At 66.7% G+C, this 17419-nt stretch carries 13 protein-coding genes and 1 pseudogene; 4 read left to right on the forward strand and 10 right to left on the reverse strand.

All coding sequences use genetic code 11. The features are described from left to right. Positions 1-7: 7 nt before the first annotated feature. The 3 genes from CAG11_RS21525 to CAG11_RS21535 form a co-directional block, all read right to left on the reverse strand. Complete coding sequence (locus CAG11_RS21525) at positions 8-3775, reverse strand: nitrate reductase subunit alpha (RefSeq protein ID WP_085597844.1); 3768 nt, start codon at positions 3773-3775, stop codon at positions 8-10. Between the two features lie 70 nt (positions 3776-3845). After that, positions 3846-5243: a NarK family nitrate/nitrite MFS transporter gene (locus tag CAG11_RS21530; protein WP_085597845.1), complete on the reverse strand. Its 1398-nt coding sequence runs from the start codon at positions 5241-5243 to the stop codon at positions 3846-3848. After that, on the reverse strand, positions 5230-6525 hold the full coding sequence (locus tag CAG11_RS21535) for a nitrate/nitrite transporter (protein ID WP_085597846.1): 1296 nt from the start codon (positions 6523-6525) through the stop codon (positions 5230-5232). The genes CAG11_RS21530 and CAG11_RS21535 overlap by 14 nt, the downstream gene beginning before the upstream one ends. Positions 6526-6839: 314 nt before the next feature. Here CAG11_RS21535 and CAG11_RS21540 point away from each other — a divergent pair, with 314 nt between their 5' ends. The 3 genes from CAG11_RS21540 to CAG11_RS21550 all read left to right on the forward strand — a co-directional run bounded on the left by CAG11_RS21540 (position 6840) and on the right by CAG11_RS21550 (position 10033). Next, positions 6840-8630: a HAMP domain-containing protein gene (locus CAG11_RS21540; protein ID WP_085597847.1), complete on the forward strand. Its 1791-nt coding sequence runs from the start codon at positions 6840-6842 to the stop codon at positions 8628-8630. Continuing rightward, on the forward strand, positions 8627-9274 hold the full coding sequence (gene narL, locus CAG11_RS21545; protein ID WP_053129309.1) for a two-component system response regulator NarL: 648 nt from the start codon (positions 8627-8629) through the stop codon (positions 9272-9274). The genes CAG11_RS21540 and narL overlap by 4 nt, the downstream gene beginning before the upstream one ends. 81 nt (positions 9275-9355) lie before the next feature. Beyond that, on the forward strand, positions 9356-10033 hold the full coding sequence (locus tag CAG11_RS21550) for a Crp/Fnr family transcriptional regulator (protein WP_085597848.1): 678 nt from the start codon (positions 9356-9358) through the stop codon (positions 10031-10033). Here CAG11_RS21550 and CAG11_RS21555 read toward each other — a convergent pair. The 7 genes from CAG11_RS21555 to norR all read right to left on the reverse strand — a co-directional run bounded on the left by CAG11_RS21555 (position 10021) and on the right by norR (position 16819). Continuing rightward, positions 10021-10521, reverse strand: a complete 501-nt coding sequence (locus tag CAG11_RS21555) for an SCP2 domain-containing protein (protein WP_085597849.1) — start codon at positions 10519-10521, stop codon at positions 10021-10023. The two genes, CAG11_RS21550 and CAG11_RS21555, sit on opposite strands and share 13 nt — an antisense overlap. 131 nt (positions 10522-10652) lie before the next feature. After that, positions 10653-11543 carry a U32 family peptidase gene (locus CAG11_RS21560; RefSeq protein ID WP_053129303.1) on the reverse strand — a complete coding sequence of 297 codons (891 nt, stop codon included), beginning with the start codon at positions 11541-11543 and terminating at the stop codon, positions 10653-10655. A 10-nt stretch (positions 11544-11553) separates the two neighbouring features. Next, positions 11554-12549, reverse strand: coding sequence for a peptidase U32 family protein (locus tag CAG11_RS21565; RefSeq protein ID WP_053129300.1), 996 nt, complete (start codon positions 12547-12549; stop codon positions 11554-11556). 131 nt (positions 12550-12680) lie between these two features. Further along, positions 12681-13916 carry a gephyrin-like molybdotransferase Glp gene (gene glp, locus CAG11_RS21570; protein ID WP_085597850.1) on the reverse strand — a complete coding sequence of 412 codons (1236 nt, stop codon included), beginning with the start codon at positions 13914-13916 and terminating at the stop codon, positions 12681-12683. After that, positions 13913-14467: a molybdenum cofactor biosynthesis protein B gene (gene moaB, locus CAG11_RS21575; RefSeq protein ID WP_053131312.1), complete on the reverse strand. Its 555-nt coding sequence runs from the start codon at positions 14465-14467 to the stop codon at positions 13913-13915. Before moaB ends, glp begins: the two co-directional genes overlap by 4 nt. Positions 14468-14570: 103 nt before the next feature. Continuing rightward, the gene (gene pdxH / locus CAG11_RS21580; protein ID WP_085597851.1) at positions 14571-15218 is read right to left on the reverse strand and encodes a pyridoxamine 5'-phosphate oxidase; all 648 of its coding nucleotides are present in this window, start codon (positions 15216-15218) and stop codon (positions 14571-14573) included. Positions 15219-15298: 80 nt separating this feature from the next. Beyond that, positions 15299-16819, reverse strand: coding sequence for a nitric oxide reductase transcriptional regulator NorR (norR, locus tag CAG11_RS21585; RefSeq protein ID WP_085597852.1), 1521 nt, complete (start codon positions 16817-16819; stop codon positions 15299-15301). 178 nt (positions 16820-16997) lie between these two features. Here norR and CAG11_RS21590 point away from each other — a divergent pair. Beyond that, positions 16998-17419 (forward strand): annotated as a pseudogene (locus CAG11_RS21590) (hemerythrin domain-containing protein); the annotation flags it as partial.

Below are 17419 nucleotides of genomic sequence, written 5' to 3' on the forward strand. Positions count from 1 at the left end.
GCATTCCTCATTCCATCTCGGTGGGCAACGGCTGTGGCAGCTCGTCGCCACGGGAACCGTCGAGCCAGTCGACCTCGGCCATCTTGCGCACCACGACGAACTCGTCGCGGTTGCAACCGACCGTGCCGTAATAGTTGAAACCGTAGGCCTGCTGGGCATAGCCGCCGATCATGTGGGTGGGCTTGAGCACCACCCGGGTCACCGAGTTGTGGTGGCCGCCACGGGTGCCGGTGGTCTCGGAACCGGGCACGTTCACGATCCGTTCCTGGGCGTGGTACATCATCACCATGCCCTCCTTGACCCGCTGGCTGACCACCGCCCGGGCGGTCGCCGCGCCGTTGGCGTTGAAGCATTCGATCCAGTCGTTGTCCTGGATACCGGCGCGCTTGGCGTCGATCTCCGAGAGCCAGACGATCGGCCCGCCACGGCTCAGGGTGAGCATCAGCAGGTTGTCGCTGTAGGTGCTGTGGATCCCCCACTTCTGGTGCGGGGTGATCCAGTTGAGGACGATCTCCGGGTTGCCGTTGGCGCGCTTGCCCTTCACCGCCTCGATGGTCCGGGTGTCCACCGGTGGCCGGTAGTTCATCAACTGCTCGCCGAAGGCCTGCATCCACGGGTGGTCCTGGTAGAACTGCTGGCGCCCGGTGATGGTGCGCCACGGGATGTTCTCGTGGACGTTGGTGTAGCCGGCGTTGTAGCTCACGTGGTCGTCTTCCAGGCCGGACCAGGTCGGGCTGGAGATGATCTTGCGCGGCTGGGCCTGGATATCGCGGAAGCGGATCGCCTCATGGGCCTTGGATTGCGCCAGGTGGCTGTGGTCGATACCGGTAAACCGCGACAGGGCTTCCCAGGCCTTGAGCGCCACGCGACCGTTGGTTTCCGGGGCCAGGGACAGCACCACTTCGGCGGCGTCGATGGCGGTGTCGATCTTCGGCCGGCCCTGGCTGATGCCCGCCTCCTGCTCGCGGTAGTTCAACTCGCCGAGCAGTTGGACTTCCTCCTCGGTATTCCAGTTGATGCCCTTGCCGCCGTTGCCGAGTTTTTCCAGCAACGGGCCCAGGGAAGTGAACTGCTTGTAGATGTTCGGGTAGTTGCGCTCCACCACTTGCAGGTTCGGCGCGTTCTTGCCTGGCTGCGGCGCCACTCCGGCGGTCTTCCAGTCGCTGCCGCCGAAGGGTTGGGCCAGCTCGCCGACGCTGTCATGCAGCAGCGGCACGGTGACCAGGTCTTGCTCGACCCCCAGGTGCCCTGCGCTCATCTCGGAGAAGGCCTTGGCGATGCTCTTGTAGATCTCCCAGTCGGTGCGCGATTCCCAGGCCGGGTCGATGGCCGCCGACAGCGGGTGGATGAAGGGGTGCATGTCCGAGGTGTTCATGTCGTCCTTCTCGTACCAGGTCGCGGTCGGCAGGACGATGTCGGAATACACGCAGGTCGAGGACATGCGGAAATCCAGGGTGGTGACCAGATCCAGCTTGCCGGTCGGGCCCTGCTCGACCCATTCGGCTTCCTGCGGCTTGCAGTCGCCGGACTGGCCGATGTCCTGGTTCATCACGCCGTTGCGGGTGCCCAGCAGGTACTTGAGCATGTACTCGTGGCCCTTGCCGGAGGAGCCCAGCAGGTTGGAACGCCAGATGAACATGTTGCGCGGGAAGTTGGCCGGATCGTCCGGCTGCTCGCAGGCGAAGCGCAGGCTGCCGTCCTGCCAGGCCTTGACCACGTAGTCCTTGGGCGCCATGCCGGCCGCGGCGGCGTCGCGGCAGATGTGCAGCGGGTTGCTGCTGAACTGCGGCGAGCTGGGCAGCCAGCCGGCGCGCTCGGCGCGGATGTTGTAGTCCAGGGCGTGCTCGGGGAACTGGCTCTTGTCGGCCAGGGGCGAGAGCACGTCGTGCATGTTCATCTTCTCGTGGCGCCACTGCGAGCTGTGGGCATAGAAGAAACTGGTGCCGTTCATCTGCCGGGGTGGCCGGCTCCAGTCCAGGCCGAAGGTCAGGGGCAGCCAGCCGCACTGCGGGCGCAGTTTCTCCTGGCCGACGTAGTGGGCCCAGCCGCCACCGGTCTGGCCGATGCAGCCGCAGAGCATGAGCATGTTGATCAGCCCGCGGTAGCTCATGTCCATGTGGTACCAGTGGTTGAGCGCCGCGCCGAGGATGATCATCGAGCGGCCACGGGTCTTGTCGGCGTTGTCGGCGAACTCCCGGGCGATCTGGATCGCCTTCTCGCGGCTGACGCCGGTGATCTGCTCCTGCCAGGCCGGGGTCCCCGGTATGTTGGCGTCGTCGTAGTCGCGAGCGACGTTGGCGCCGCCCAGGCCGCGGTCGATGGCCAGGTTGGCCGCCGACAGGTCGAACACCGTGGCCACCTTGACCTGGCTGCCGTCGGCCAGGGTCAGGCTGCGCACCGGCACCCGGCGAAACTGCACGGCATCGCCCGCCACATGCTCGAAGTGCTCGTGGCCGGAACCGGCGAAGTAGGGGAACGCCACCTCGGCGACGTCGCCGCCGATCAGGCTCAGGCGCAGGTCGATCTCGCGCCCGGCGGCGCCCTCGCGGGGCAGGATGTTCCACTTGCCCTGCTCGCCCCAGCGATAGCCGATCGAGCCTTGGGGCGAGACCAGCTGGTCATCGGCATCCAGGGCGATGGTCTTCCACTCGGGGTTGTTGTCCTGGCCCAGGTTGTCGGCCAGGTCCGAGGCGCGCAGGAAGCGGTCCGGCTGGTAGCCGGCGCCCGGCGCGGTGCCGAGCATCGGCTTGAGCAGCACCAGCACCGGCAGGTCGGTGTAGCGCTTGGCGTATTCGGTGAAATAGGCGCTGGGCCGCTCCAGGTGGAATTCCTTGAAGATCACATGGTTGAAGGCCTGGGCCAGGGCCGCGTCGGTGCCCTGCTTGGGGTTGAGCCACAGGTCGGTGAGCTTGGCCACCTCCGAATAGTCCGGGGTGATGGCCACGGTCTTGGTGCCCTTGTAGCGCACCTCGGTGAAGAAATGCGCATCGGGGGTACGGGTCTGCGGGACGTTGGAACCCCAGGCGATGATGTAGTTGGAGTTGTACCAGTCGGCCGACTCCGGCACGTCGGTCTGCTCGCCCCAGACCATCGGCGAGGCGGGAGGCAGGTCGCAGTACCAGTCGTAGAAGCTCAGGCAGGTGCCGCCGATCAGCGACAGGTAACGGGCGCCGGCGGCGTAGCTGATCATCGACATGGCCGGGATCGGCGAGAAGCCCACCACCCGGTCCGGGCCGTACTGCTTCACGGTGTAGACGTTGGCGGCGGCGATGATCTGGGTCACCTCGTCCCAGCTGGAACGGATGAAACCGCCCATGCCGCGCTTGCTCTTGTAGGAGTCGGCCTTGGCCCGGTCCTCGACGATGCTGGCCCAGGCCTCCACGGGTGGCAGGGTCTGGCGCGCCTCGCGCCACAGCTTCAGCAGCGCCTTGCGCACCTTGGGATACTTCAGGCGGTTGGCGCTGTAGATGTACCAGCTGTAGCTGGCGCCCCGGGGGCAACCACGGGGCTCGTGGTTGGGCAGGTCGGTGCGGGTGCGCGGGTAGTCGGTCTGCTGGGTTTCCCAGGTGATCAGGCCGTTCTTCACGTAGATCTTCCACGAACACGATCCGGTGCAGTTCACCCCGTGGGTGGAGCGCACGATCTTGTCGTACTGCCAGCGCGAACGGTAGACGTTCTCCCAGTCGCGCGATTCCTTGCGAGTTTCCCCGTGACCGGCGGAAAACTCGCCTTGCTTGCGGTTGAAAAACCGCAGTTGATCCAGCAAGTGACTCATGATGCTGTCCTCTCAGGCGTGCTGCGGGGTTCTGCGCCCCGACTCGGCAAAGGTTGGATACGGGGGCATGTCAGCAAGGGGTCTGGGCGCCCTTGCGGGCGTACCACCACCAGGTCACGACGATGCAGCTCAGGTAGAACACCACGAACATGTAGAAGGCCAGCGCCGGGCTGCCGGTCAGGCTCATCGAGGTGCCGAAGGTCTTGGGAATGAAGAAGGCGCCGAAGGCCCCCATGGCCGAGCTGAAGCCCAGCACTGCGGCCGACTCCTTGCCGGCGTCCTTGAGGGCCTGCTCGCGGGCGGCGCTGCCCTTGCCGCTGGCGGCGCGCTCATGCAGGGTGCGAAAGATCACCGGGATCATGCGGAAGGTCGAACCGTTGCCGATGCCGGTGGTGATGAACAGCAGCATGAACAGGCCGAGGAAGCCGTAGAAGTTGCCGCTCTGCCCCGGCTGCGGAATGAACGCCAGCACGCCGAAGACCATCAGGATCATCAGTACGAAGTTCCACAGGGTCACCCGCGCGCCGCCCAGCTTGTCCGCCAGCCAGCCGCCCAGTGGCCGGACCAGGGCGCCCACCAGCGGGCCGAGGAAGGCGAACGTCAGGGCGTTGACCTGGGGAAAGGCGGTCTTGATCAGCAGCGGGAACGCGGCCGAGAAGCCGATGAACGAGCCGAAGGTGGCCAGGTACAACCAGCACATCAGCCAGTTGTGCTTGCGCTTGAAGATCACCGCCTGCTCGCTGAACGAGGCCCTGGCGCTGGACAGGTCGTTCATGCCGAACCAGGCCGCCAGGGTCACCAGCAGGATGAACGGCACCCAGATGAAACCGGCGTTCTGCAACCACAACCGGCCACCGTCGGCCAGCACCTGGGGTTGGCCGCCCAGCACCCCGAACAGGCCGAAGGTGATCACCAGCGGTACGCAGAACTGCATCACCGACACCCCGAGGTTGCCCAGCCCGGCGTTCAAGCCCAGGGCCGTGCCCTGCTGCGACTTGGGGTAGAAGAAGCTGATGTTGGCCATGCTCGAGGCGAAGTTGCCACCGCCAAAACCGCACAGCAGCGCGATCATCACGAACACGCTGTAGGGCGTGGCCGGGTCCTGCACGGCAAAGCCCATCCACAGCGACGGCGCCAGCAGCGAGGCGGTGCTCAGGGCAGTCCAGCGCCGGCCGCCGAAGATCGGCACCATGAACGAGTAGAACACTCGCAGCGCCGCTCCCGAGAGTCCCGGCAGGGCCGCCAGCCAAAACAGCTGGTCAGTACTGAAGCTGAAGCCGATGGCATTGAGGCGCACGATCACCGTGCTCCAGACCATCCACACGGCGAAAGCCAGCAACAGCGCGGGAATCGAGATCCACAGGTTGCGGGTGGCCGTGCGCTTGCCGCTCTGGCCCCAGAAGGCCGGGTCCTCCGGGCGCCAGTCGTGGATCACCGGGCCAGTGCCGGGCGTATTAAGAACCGACATGTTCTTCTCCTTGGGAAATGCTCGAAAACGGTGCCTGGATGGCGGATGGGTGCTTGCCCAGTAGCGGGCGCCGACGGATCTCGCTGAGGTACATCCAGATCAGCGACACCCAGACCACGCCGTACATCAACATGAAGCAGGAAGAGCGCACGCCGGTGAGGTCCACCAGGGCGCCGAACAGGATCGGCAGGATGAAGCCGCCCAGGCCGCCGGCCAGGCCGACGATGCCGGACACCGCGCCCATGTTCTGCGGGTAGTCGTTGGCGATGTACTTGAAGACCGAGGCCTTGCCGAAGGCAAAGGCGATGCCCATGACGAACAGCAGCACGGTGAACAGCGCAGGGTTCAGACCGATATGCAAGTCCAGCGGGCCGTTGACGGTCTGCACCTGCAACTGGGTCTGCGGGTAGGACAGCAGGAACAGGCAGATCCAGCTCACCCACAGCACCCACCAGGTCACACTCTGGGCGCCCCAGCGGTCCGACATCCAGCCGCCGACGGCGCGCAGCACCCCGCCCGGCAGGGAGAAGCAGGCGGCCAACAGCGCGGCGCTCTGCAGGCTGAAGCCGTACTCCTGCACGTAGTACTTGGTCATCCACAGGGCCAGGGCCACATACCCGCCGAAGACGATCGAGTAGTACTGGCAGTAGCGCCACACGGCAGGCTCGGCCAGGGCCTTGAGCTGTTCGCCCAGGCTGACCGTGGACACCCGGCGATGGGCCTTGTTGTCGGCGCTGAAGAACCAGAACAACAGCGCGGTGAGGAACAGGATGGCGCTGAACACCTTGGGTACCAGTTGCCAGCTGCCGGCGGCGATCAGCGCCGGGGCGAGGAACTTGGTGACCGCCGAGCCTGCATTGCCCGCACCGAAGATGCCCATGGCCAGGCCCTGGTTGTCCTGGTCGAACCACTTGGCGACATAGGCGATGCCCACCGAGAACGAGCCCCCGGCCAAGCCGACGAACAAGCCCAGCACCAGGAACTGCCAATAGGCGGTGGCATGGCTGACCAGGTATAGCGGCAACACGCAGGCCAGCATCAGCAGGCAGAACACGCTGCGTCCGCCGAAGCGGTCGGTGAGCATGCCCAGCGGCAGGCGCACCAGGGAACCGGTCAGCACCGGGGTGGCGGTCAGCAGGCCGAACTGGGTTTCGTTGAGCTGCAACAGCTCCTTGATCGGCACGCCGAGCACGGCAAACATCATCCAGACCATGAAGCAGACGGTGAAGGCCAGGGTGCTCATGCCCAGCACCAGGCCTTGGCGTAATCGTGGTTGAGTCATCTTGGAGTCTCCAGCCATTGATCCATGGCTGCAGACTAGGGAGGCCAACCCCGATAAAACTTGACACCGATCAAGGAAGCCCAGGCGCCTGCATGTCTATGCTTGCGCCGCCTACCTCCAAGGAGGTAGCGCCGAAAAACCTCTGAACCCTTTGTTTATCAGGGTCTTGCCGGTTTCCCCAGGAGCCGCGCGAGGCAACCTTGGGTGAACAACTCTTTGGAGGTAGAGCGCCAGGGACAGGCTGCGAAACAACCTTTTGCCATCCCGGAGCGCTACATGCCCCCTTCTCTGCTGCCCGCTTTCGGTGATCGCCGATGATCGCCTGGTTGCGCAGTTCGCTACCGGCCCGCGCCGGCCTGGCGGTGATCCTGATCAGCGTGCTGGCCCTGGCCAGCTCCCTCAGCGCCGGCCTGATCGCCTGGTTCAGCCAGGGCGACGCGGCGGCGATCAATACCGCAGGTTCGGTGCGCATGGAGACCTACCACCTGAGCTGGAAACTGGCCGCCGGGGCCGGGGCCGACGAGCTCGAGCGCATCAGCCAGAGCCTGCAGCAACGCCTCAACAGCCCGGCGCTCAAGACCGTGCTGGAAGACGGCAACGACCTCGACCTGCAACTCAGCTACCGGCAGTTGCAGGACGACTGGCAGCAGATCCTGCAACCGGCGCTGCAACGCGGCGATGCCAGGCTGTTCCAGGCCAGCACCCAGCCCTTCGTCGAGCGGCTCAACCAGTTCGTCAGCCTGTTGCAGCACGAGAACGAGCACAAGCAAGGCTGGCAGCAACTAATCCAGGGCGCGGCCTTGTTCACCACCATGATCGTCCTGCTGTTCGGCCTGTACGAACTGCAATCCAACGTGATCAGTCCGCTCAAGGAGCTGGTAGACGCCACCCAGCGCTTTCGCTGCGGCGATTTCCGGGCCCGGGTCAACCACCAGTCCGAGGACGAGCTGGGCCAGCTGGCCACCAGTTTCAACGCCATGGCCGAGACCATCGAGCAGTCCCATCGCACCCTGGAAACCCAGGTCCGGCAGAAGACCCTGCACCTGCAACAGGCCAACGCCGCGCTGGAGCTGCTGTACCAGAGCAGTCGCAACCTGGCCACCCGCCAGGCCAATGCCGAAGGCCTGGACGAGCTGATCCGGCGCTTCCAGGAACGCCTGCCGGGCCTGCGCCTGTCGTTGTGCCTGCAAGGCCAGGCCCAGGCCAAGCAATTGCTGGCCCTGCATGGCAGCGACAACCGGCAGATCTGCGCCAGCAGCGACTGCGCCAGCTGCCGCCAGCGCAGCGACAGCCTGGCCTTCGACATCAGCCACCAGGGCGGCACCTTCGGTGAACTCAAGGCGCACTTTCACAACGGCCTGGAACCCCAGCCCTGGGAAATCGAACTGATCCAGGCCCTGGCCAACCTGATCGGCACCTCGTTGCAGCTCAAGCGCCAGCGCGAGCAGGATCACCGCCTGGTACTGCTGGAGGAACGCGCGATCATCGCCCGCGAACTGCACGACTCCCTGGCCCAGGCGCTGTCCTACATGAAGCTGCAGGTCAGCCGCATGCAGACCCTGATGCGCCGGGGCGAGCCGGTGGCGACCCTGGAGAACGTCACTAGCGAGCTGCGTGAAGGCCTGAACACCGCCTACCGCCAATTGCGCGAGTTGCTGACCACCTTCCGCCTGCGGATCCAGGACGCCGGGCTGGTGCAGGAACTCAAGGACACTGCCGGCGAGTTTTCCCGCCGGGGCGAGTTCCAGGTCCACCTGCACATCGACAGCCTGGCCTTCGAGCTGTCGGCCAGCGAACAGATCCACATCCTGCAGATCACCCGCGAGGCCCTGTCCAACTGCCTGCGCCATGCCCACGCGCAAAACGCCTGGCTGCAACTGCGCCAGCACGGCGAACGGCTGTGCCTGTCGATCGAGGACGATGGCCGTGGCTTCAGCGGGAGCCACGACCTGCGCGAGCACCACGGCTTGAACATCATGGACGAGCGGGCCCGCAGCCTGCGCGGCCAATTGCAGATTTTTTCCCGGGAGCCCCAGGGCACCCTGGTCAAGATGGAGTTTCGCCCGGAATTCCTCGGGCGCCTGACAGAAGGTAAACCCTCATGAACCCCTCCCCGCGCCACCGCATCCTGCTGGTGGACGACCATCCGATGATGCGCCGCGGCATCCGCCAGATGCTCGAGCTCGAAGACGACTTCACCATCGTCGGCGAAGCCAACCACGGTGCCGAGGCCCTGGCCCTGCTGGACTCGCTGCAACCGGACCTGATCCTGCTGGACAACAACATGCCGCAGATGAACGGCCTGGAAACCCTGCGCCACCTGCGCGCGCAGGATTTTGCCGGCAAGGTCCTGCTGTTCACCGTATCCGATGCCGAGGACGACATTCGCGATGCCCTGCGCCTGGACGCCGATGGCTACCTGCTCAAGGACATGGAGCCGGAGCTGCTGATCCAGTACATCCGCGACGCCATGGACGGCGTCCTGGTGATCAGCCCGGGACTGACCCGGGTCATGGCCCAGGCCCTGCGCTCGCCACCACGGCAGAACGAGGTCGAGCTCACCGAGCGCGAGCGCCAGGTCCTGCGCAGCATCGCCAGCGGCTACAGCAACAAGGTCATCGGCCACAAGCTGGGTATCACCGAGGGCACGGTCAAGGTGCATGTGAAGAACCTGCTGCACAAGCTGGGCCTGCGCTCGCGGGTCGAAGCCGCCGTGTGGGCCATGGAGCACCTGCGCCAGGTCTCCTGACTGCTCCCTTGGAGGTAGGCCGGTGGAGGCATGGGCCACCGGCGTCCGCCGCCCTACCATGGGCGGCAGCGGAGGTACGCCATGCTCAATCACCCATCCACCGTCCTGCTGTTGCGTCGCCACTACCTGTTCGCCAAGCTGCCGGGCCACGTCTTCGAGGACGTGTGCGCCCTGGCGACCCTCAAGCGCCTGGCCTGCCACGACATCCTGGTGCGCCAGGGCGAACCGGCCAAGCGCTTCTTCCTGCTGGTCAGCGGCCAGATCAAGCTGTACCGGCTCAATGTCGAGGGCCAGGAGCACCTGGTGGAGATCATCCAGCCCGGCCAGACCTTCGCCGAGGCCTTGCAGTTCAGCCAGGCCCACAGCTTTCCGGTGAGCGCCGGTGCCCTCAAGGATTGCGTGCTGGTGAGCATCGACGGCGCGCACTATCGCCACGCCCTGCAGGACCAGCCGCAGGTGTGCCTGGCAGTCATGGCCAGCATGAGCCAGCACCTGCACCAGCGCCTGCGGGACATCGACACCCTGATCCTGCCCAATGCCAGCCGCCGGGTGATCAACTTCCTGCTCCAGGAATGCGACCCCAGCGATGGCCGGGTCGAGTTGCAGGTTTCCAAGCGCCTGGTGGCCTCCAAGCTCGGCATCCAGCCGGAGACCTTCTCGCGGACCCTGCATCGGCTGGTGGACGAGGGCTTGATCAGCATGCAGCGGCGCAGCATCCAGATCCTCGCCCTCGACCGCCTGGCCGACTACCCCGGCTGAGCGCCGGGCCCAATGGTGCCGGCCAGGCCCTGGCCGGCCCGTTCCAGGTTGCGCCACAACCACCCCGGCAGCACCTGCGGGTCAAGGCTGTCGATCAGGTTCTTCAGGGTCAGGCCCAGCTCGGTATCGCCCTCGATCACCAGGCGCCGGCGGAAGAACAAGGTATCCGGGTCTTCCTGGCGGCTGGCCAGCAGCAGGAACTCGCGCCAGTTGCCGCGAATGCTGACATCGGCTCGGGCCCGCCGGGCGATGTGCAGGCCATCGCGCTGGCGCGTCAGGTACCAGGTCAGGTCCAGGTCGCTGATGCGCAGGCACAACCAGCGCCCGCGCAACAGGTCGAACTCGCCATCGGCCAGGGGCTCGGCCAGGCAGCGGTTGAGCGCCTGCTCCAGGGCCAAGCGCTGGAGGCCGAACGGCACCCGGCGTACCAGCGGCAAAATCCGGTCGGCGCCCTTGAGGGCACCTTTAAAAACTACCTGCGTTGCCATCGCTGCGTTAAAAACCGGCTCAAAATGCTCATTCACTTCAAGTGAACTGCGCTTTTTCGCCGGTTTTTGCCTTGCGCTGGCGGCCTCGCCCACGTTTTTAGCGACGCCCTTGAGCAGCCATTGCGTAGGTTTCAGCACAGTCCCGCCTCCTCGACCCGCAACATGCCCGCCTGGCCATGCCAGTAACCATTGCAGCCATCCACACACAGCGGTGGCGCCTCGCCCTGGCAGACCCGGGCGAAGGCCTCCACTACCTGGACCATGCCTTCTGCCCGGGGGCTCAGGCGCAACAGGTCGGCGCCACAGGCCACCAGCCCCGGGTAATCGGCCAGCAGGTTGGTGACCTCGGCCGACATGGTCTGGATGCCATTGAGGGTGAACAGCGCCTGGCCTTCCTGGCTGCTCAGGGCCAGCCCATCGGGGTAGTTGATGCAGCAGAACTGGCAATCGTCCTTGGGGCGGTTTTCCGCACGGGCGGTGAAGCAACGCGCCGAGTAGGCCAGCGGCAGGTGGCCGTAGGCGAACACCTCGACCTCGGGCAAGGCCCGGCCCAGCCCGGCAACTTGCTCGAGCACGGCGCGCACCAGCGCCGCGGAGCACTCCACCGGTGGCACCCAGCGGATCATCCCGCAGTCCTGCAGCTTGGCCAGGGCATGGCCGTTGTACAGGTTCAGCGCCGGGCCGGCCACGAACGGCAGTTGGCGCTCGGCCAGGAACTGCACCGCGCCCATGTCGTTGGCCTCCACCAGGAACTGGCCGTTGTCACACAGCCGGCGCAGGCTCGACAGCTCGGAGGCGGCCTCGATCAGGGTCAGGCCCGACAGCACGATCTGCGCCGCACCGGCCTGCTGCAGCTCGCGGCCCAGGCCCAGCCACTGGTCCAGGTTGAACACCCGGCGCTTGGAGCACACGGTTTCCCCCAGGTAGATCACATCCAGCGCCAGGCTGGCCATCTGTTCGTAGAATCGCGCCAAGCGCTCCTTGTCCCAGTAGTAGAGGACGGGTCCCAGGCTGAGCTTCATCGGTAATCCCTCATTGCCATGAACGGTGGTAGGCGCCCAGCGTGGTCTGGCTGCCTTCGGAAAGCCCGGCCAGCACATGCCGCCACTGGTCCTTGACCGCAAAACGCTCGGGCGCCAGGCGATGGGCATCCAGCGCCGCGCGCCAGACCCGGGTGACTTGCTCGACATAGGCCGGGCTGCGCTGGCGCCCTTCGATCTTCACCGCCTGCACGCCGATCGCCGCCAACTCCGGCAGCAGGTCGAGGGTGTCGAGGCTGGTGGGCTCCTCCAGGGCATGGAAGCGCTTGCCGCCGACCATGAACCGCCCTTTGCACAGGGTCGGGTAGCCGGCCGGCTCGTCGGGCCCATAGCGGTCGATCAGCACTTCGCTCAGGCGGGCGCTCAAGCCCTCGGCATCCTCGCTCCAGCGCACCGCCTTGGCCGGCGAGCAGACCCCGCACAGGTTCGGCGATTCGCCTGTGATGTAGGACGACAGGTGGCAACGGCCCTCGGCCATGATGCACAGGCTGCCGAAGGCGAACACCTCGATGGGCACCGCGCTGTTGACCGCCACCTGGCGCACCTGGGCCAGGGACAGCACCCTGGGCAACACCGCGCGACGGATGTTGTAGTGCTGGGAGTAGAACGCCAGGGCACTGGCGTTGGTGGCCGAGCCTTGCACCGACAGGTGCAGGCTCAGGTGCGGATGGCGCTCGGTGGCATAGCCCAGGACCCCGGGATCGGCGGCGATCAAGGCATCCACGCCATGGTCGGCGGCGCGGTCCACCGCCCGTTGCCAGCGCTCCCAGCCCTGGGGCTGGGGGTAGGTGTTGACCGCCACATAGAGCTGGCGCTGGTGTTGGCGGATATGGGCGACGGCGGCGTCGAACTGCTTGTCGTCCATGTTCAGCCCGGCGAAGCTGCGGGCATTGGTGTCATCGCGAAAACCGACGTAGACCGCGTCGGCGCCTTGGCGTACCGCGGCCTTGAGTGCAGGCAGGTTGCCTGCCGGGCAGACCAGTTGCATGGGCATTCCTCTTCAAAGAACCTGCTCCACCCACCTTTCGTGCAGACCGCCAGCAGGCCCGGAGCGCTGGAAAAAAGCGCTGCCAGTCTAGCCAGCGCACCCGCCAGGACCTTGACGATAATCAAGAGCGCTCACTGCATCAGCTCGGCGAACGAGAGGAACTGCACCGGATCGTCCTGGCGCAGTTGCTGCTGGCACTCCACCAGCGCCAGGCCATCGGCCCAGCAGGCGGCACTGAGCATCGCCGAACTCTGCTGGGGATGCAGTTGCACGCGGCACTGGCCGTTATCCCCCGGCACCAGCCGGGCGCGCAGGTACTGGCGCCGGCGATTGGCTTGCGGCCAGTCGAAGCCGGCCGGCAATGCCACCGGTTGCGGCACGACATCGCGCAGGCCCTGGCTGCGCAGCAGGAACGGGCGCAACACCACCAGCGCGGTGATCAACGCCGCCGCCGGGTTGCCCGGCAGGCCGAGCCAGGGCTTGCCCGCCACGGTGCCAAAGGCCAGGGGCTTGCCCGGCTGGATGGCCAGGCGCCAGAAGTCCACCTGGCCCAGTTCGCGGATCGCCTGCTTGAGGTGATCCTCCTCGCCCACCGAGACCCCGCCGGAGCTGAGCAACAGGTCGCATTCCTGGGCGGCCAGGTGCAGGGTCTGCTTGCTGGCCTGTAGTTCATCGGCCATCGCGCCGTAGTCGTGGACTTCGACGCCCCACCCCTGCAGCAGCGCCGACAGGCAATAGCGGTTGCTGTTGTAGATCTGCCCCGGCGCCAGGGGCTGGCCGGGTTCGCGCAGCTCGTCGCCACTGCTCAGCAGGCCGACCCGCAGCGGCCGGTAGACCTCGACCCAACTGACCCCGCAAGCCGCCAGCAGGCCCAGCTCCTGGGCCCGCAGGCGCTTGCCGGCGGGCAACAGCAGATGCCCTTCACGGACCTCTTCGCCGGCCTTGCGCACGTGCTGGCCAACGCTGACCGCCGGCAACCACAGTTGCTGGCCCTCGACCCGGCACAGCTCCTGGGGCACCACCGTATCGGCGCCCGGCGGCAGCGGCGCGCCGGTGAAGATCCGCACCGCTTGCCCGGCCAGCAACGCCGTGGTCGCCGCCTGGCCCGCAGCGACCCGCCCGGCCAGGACCAGGCAGCCACCCGCGGCCGGCAGGTCGGCAGCGCGCAAGGCATAGCCGTCCATGGCGCTGTTGTCCCAGCCTGGCAAGGCACGCGGGGCGTGGACATCGGTCCCGAGGACCCGGCCCAGGGCCTGTTCCAGGGCCAGGCAATGCAGTTGCGGCGGGCGTGGCGCGCGTTCGAGCAAATGGCCGATGGCCAGGTCCACCGGCAGCAGCGTGCCGCTGTCGCAAGGCCCGACGCTCATGGTCGTGCCTCGCAGGCGGCGATGGCCGCGCCGGGTTGCGGCTTCAGATGCGGGGCGAAGTTGCACGGGCCGGTACGGCTGTCCAGCTGGTTGTGCAGGATCTGCGTCCAGGCGGTGCGGCAGGCCCCGGGCGAGCCCGGTACGCAGCACACCAGCACGCCATTGCTCATCCCGGCCAGGGCGCGGGATTGCAGGGTCGACATGCCGATCTCCGCCAGGGAGACCTGGCGGAACAATTCGCCGAAGCCTTCCACGTGCTTGTCCAGTAGCGGCAGCACCGCCTGGGGTGTGTTGTCCCGGGCAGTGAAGCCAGTACCGCCGGTGGTCAGCACCACCTGCACCGCCGGGTCGGCGATCCAGCGCGAGAGCGTGGCGCGGATCTGGTAGATATCGTCCCGGACCAGCTCGCGGTCCACCAGCGCATGGCCGGCAGCCTGCAACAGGTCGACCAGGGTCTGTCCGGAACTGTCGGTCTCGAAGGTGCGGGTATCGCTGATGGTCAACACGGCGATGTTCAAGGATACAAAGGTGCGTTGCGACAAATGGGCCATGGCCTGGGTGTCCTGTAGCTGGGGAATCGGCTTTGGGCCCAAGCCTGGACCCAAAGCCCCGGCGGGCCCATTCCTCCTTGGAGGTACCTCCGGGGGGTGCGGCTCAGGGCGCCAGGCGCTGACGCCGCCACTGGCCGCCCTGGCGCCGATAGTCGAGACGGTCGTGCAGGCGGTCGGCCCGCCCTTGCCAGAACTCCAGGCGCTCGGGTTGCAGGCAATAGCCACCCCAGTGCGCGGGCCGGCGCAGGGGTTCTTCGACGAAGCGGCGGATGGTCTGGGCCAGCAGCGCCTGCAGTTCATCGCGATCGGCCAGCGGCCGGCTCTGGGGCGAGGCCCAGGCGCCGAGGCGGCTGGCCAGGGGCCGGGAATCGAAATAGGCGTCGGACAGCTCATCCGCCAGGCGCACCACCGGGCCCTCGATCCGTACCTGGCGCTCCAGGGCCGGCCAGAAGAAGGTCATGGCGGCCTGGGGGTTGGCCGCCAGCTCCAGGCCCTTGGCACTCTGGTAATTGCCGAAGAAGGTGAACCCCTCAGCGCTCACCCCCTTGAGCAGCAACACCCGGCCATGGGGCCGGCCCTGGCTGTCCACGGTGGCCAGGTGCATGCTGTTGGCCTCCACGGGGGCGCTCTCGGTTTCCCGCGCCTGCTCCAGCCACTGGCCGAACAGCAGTAGCGGATCGTCCGGCGCCTGCTCTTCGTGCAGGCCACCTAGGGTGTAGTTACGGCGCATCTGGGCAAGGGACAGCGGCATGGCGGTGATCTCCTGGTAAGTGCCGCGCAGTCTGTAAGCAGCGCCACCTGCGCACCTTGACCGCCATCAACGCCGCTGGGCTACTTGAGCCGCAAGCGCCTGGCCAGCTTGTGCAGGTTGCTCGGGTCCACTGCCAGCAGCCGCGCCGCAGCGGCCCAGTTGTCGCCGCTCAGGCGCAAGGCCTGGATGATGCACTGGCGCTGGCAGGCATCCACCGCATCCCCCAGGGAGGTCAAGGGCACGCCCGGGGCCGCCGGCTGCTCGGGCACCGGTGGCGCTGCCGGGGTGCTGTCCAGGTCCAGGGCCTCGGGCTCCAGGGTGATGATCAGGCTGCGGCTGCCGTCGCGGCTGAGCTGCTTGAGCGCAGCCCGGCCGATCACGTGTTCCAGTTCGCGCACGTTGCCCGGCCAGCGGTAGCCCAGCAGCGCCCGCTCGGCCGGCGCCGACAGGCGCAGCCCGCGCAAGCCCAGGCGGGTGCGGTTGAGTTCGAGAAAGTGTCCGGCGATCAGCAGTACATCGTGGCCACGCTCGCGCAGCGGCGGGATCGGCACCGGGTACACCGACAAGCGATGATAGAGGTCGGCGCGAAACAGGCCATCGCGGATGCTGTCGGGCAAGTGCCGGTTGGTGGCGGCGATGATGCGCACATTGACGTGCAGCGGCTTGTCCGCCCCCAGCCGCTGGATCTCGCCATTTTGCAAGGTACGCAGCAGCTTGGCCTGGACGCTCAGGGGCAACTCGCCCACCTCGTCGAGGAACAGCGTGCCGCCGTTGGCCGCGTCGAAGCGCCCGGCGCGATCGCTGGTGGCACCGGAGAACGCCCCTTTGACATGGCCGAACAGCTCGCTCTCGGCCAGGGATTCGGGCAAGGCCGCGCAGTTGACCTGCACCAGAGGCTTGTGGCTGCGCCGCGACAGGCGATGCAGGCGCCGGGCGAACAGCTCCTTGCCAACCCCGGTCTCGCCCAACAGCAACACCGGCAGCTCGGAGTCGGCCAGCACGTCCAGCTCGTTGAGCAACTGGTGCAACACATCGCTCTGGCCGAGGATCTCGCCCTCCTCCACGGGCCGCCGCACATCCACAGGTTCGCTGCGGGACAAGCGCAGGCTGCGGTTCTCCTGCTCCAGGCGGGTGACGCGCACGGCCGCCTCGATCTGCAAGGTGCAGCGCTTGAGCTCGTCCCGGGCGTCATCGTCGAAGGTGCCGGCCTGCAAGGCATCGAGGGTGATCGCGCCCCAGATCCGGCCTTCGATGTACAGGCTCACGCCCATGCAGTCGTGCACGGCCAAGGGTTCGCTGACGGCGGTATCGAGCAGGCCGTCGTAAGGGTCCGGCAAGCGGCTGTCGGGCTCGAACCAGGTCGGCTCGCGCGAGGCCATGATCGCCGCCAGCCGTGGGTGCTGGGCAATCACGAAGCGCCGCCCGAGGGCCTCGTGCACCAGGCCGACGGTGGCCAGCGGCCGCAGGCTGTCGTCCTCCAGGCGCAACAGGCCGACCGCACCGCAACGAAAGTATTCGCGCAGGGTCTGCACCAGTCGTTGCAACCGCACGGCATTGGGCAACTCGACGATCAGGTCGGCGGCCAGGCTTTCTCGCAACATGGTGGTCCTCACCCTCTATGGTCATATCTACCCTGGGAAATCGCGGTGGATTTCACCATAGCCCAGGAAACGGCCATTGATTCCGGGCAATCAAAGCTGGCATGGGCGCTGCAATCACCAGGCAAGACCCACACCCCCCAGGAATCCCCTGATGAACCAGACACTGTCCCAAAGCGAACTCATCGAACACATCCTGTCGCGTTATCACGACCGCCACCGCGAGCAACTGCCGGAACTGATCCGCCTGGCCCGCCGGGTGGAACAGGTGCATGCCGGCGACAGCCACTGCCCCGAAGGCCTGGCCGATCACTTGCAGGACATGCAACAGGAACTGGAAAGCCACATGCTCAAGGAGGAACAGGTGCTGTTCCCGATGCTGCAACGGGGCATGGGCCGCCAGGCCGGCGCGCCGATCCACGTGATGCGCCTGGAGCACGACCAGCACGGCGAAGCCCTGGAACGGTTGATGCAACTGACGGGGCAGCTCACCACCCCAGAGGCCGCCTGCAACACCTGGCGCACCCTGTACAGCGGCCTGCAGGAGTTTCGCGACGACCTGCTGGAGCACATCCAGCTGGAAAACGACGTGCTGTTCACCCA

Source organism: Pseudomonas sp. B6(2017), from assembly GCF_002112765.1.
In the GTDB taxonomy this organism is placed as follows: domain Bacteria; phylum Pseudomonadota; class Gammaproteobacteria; order Pseudomonadales; family Pseudomonadaceae; genus Aquipseudomonas; species Aquipseudomonas piscis.

What these genes read in the sequence shown, in the direction of transcription:
- CAG11_RS21525 (WP_085597844.1), bottom strand. Translation starts at nt 3,775, where the DNA reads ATGAGTCACTTGCTGGATCAACTGCGGTTTTTCAACCGCAAGCAAGGC.
- CAG11_RS21530 (WP_085597845.1), bottom strand. Translation starts at nt 5,243, where the DNA reads ATGTCGGTTCTTAATACGCCCGGCACTGGCCCGGTGATCCACGACTGG.
- CAG11_RS21535 (WP_085597846.1), bottom strand. Translation starts at nt 6,525, where the DNA reads ATGACTCAACCACGATTACGCCAAGGCCTGGTGCTGGGCATGAGCACC.
- CAG11_RS21540 (WP_085597847.1), top strand. Translation starts at nt 6,840, where the DNA reads ATGATCGCCTGGTTGCGCAGTTCGCTACCGGCCCGCGCCGGCCTGGCG.
- narL (WP_053129309.1), top strand. Translation starts at nt 8,627, where the DNA reads ATGAACCCCTCCCCGCGCCACCGCATCCTGCTGGTGGACGACCATCCG.
- CAG11_RS21550 (WP_085597848.1), top strand. Translation starts at nt 9,356, where the DNA reads ATGCTCAATCACCCATCCACCGTCCTGCTGTTGCGTCGCCACTACCTG.
- CAG11_RS21555 (WP_085597849.1), bottom strand. Translation starts at nt 10,521, where the DNA reads ATGGCAACGCAGGTAGTTTTTAAAGGTGCCCTCAAGGGCGCCGACCGG.
- CAG11_RS21560 (WP_053129303.1), bottom strand. Translation starts at nt 11,543, where the DNA reads ATGAAGCTCAGCCTGGGACCCGTCCTCTACTACTGGGACAAGGAGCGC.
- CAG11_RS21565 (WP_053129300.1), bottom strand. Translation starts at nt 12,549, where the DNA reads ATGCAACTGGTCTGCCCGGCAGGCAACCTGCCTGCACTCAAGGCCGCG.
- glp (WP_085597850.1), bottom strand. Translation starts at nt 13,916, where the DNA reads ATGAGCGTCGGGCCTTGCGACAGCGGCACGCTGCTGCCGGTGGACCTG.
- moaB (WP_053131312.1), bottom strand. Translation starts at nt 14,467, where the DNA reads ATGGCCCATTTGTCGCAACGCACCTTTGTATCCTTGAACATCGCCGTG.
- pdxH (WP_085597851.1), bottom strand. Translation starts at nt 15,218, where the DNA reads ATGCCGCTGTCCCTTGCCCAGATGCGCCGTAACTACACCCTAGGTGGC.
- norR (WP_085597852.1), bottom strand. Translation starts at nt 16,819, where the DNA reads ATGTTGCGAGAAAGCCTGGCCGCCGACCTGATCGTCGAGTTGCCCAAT.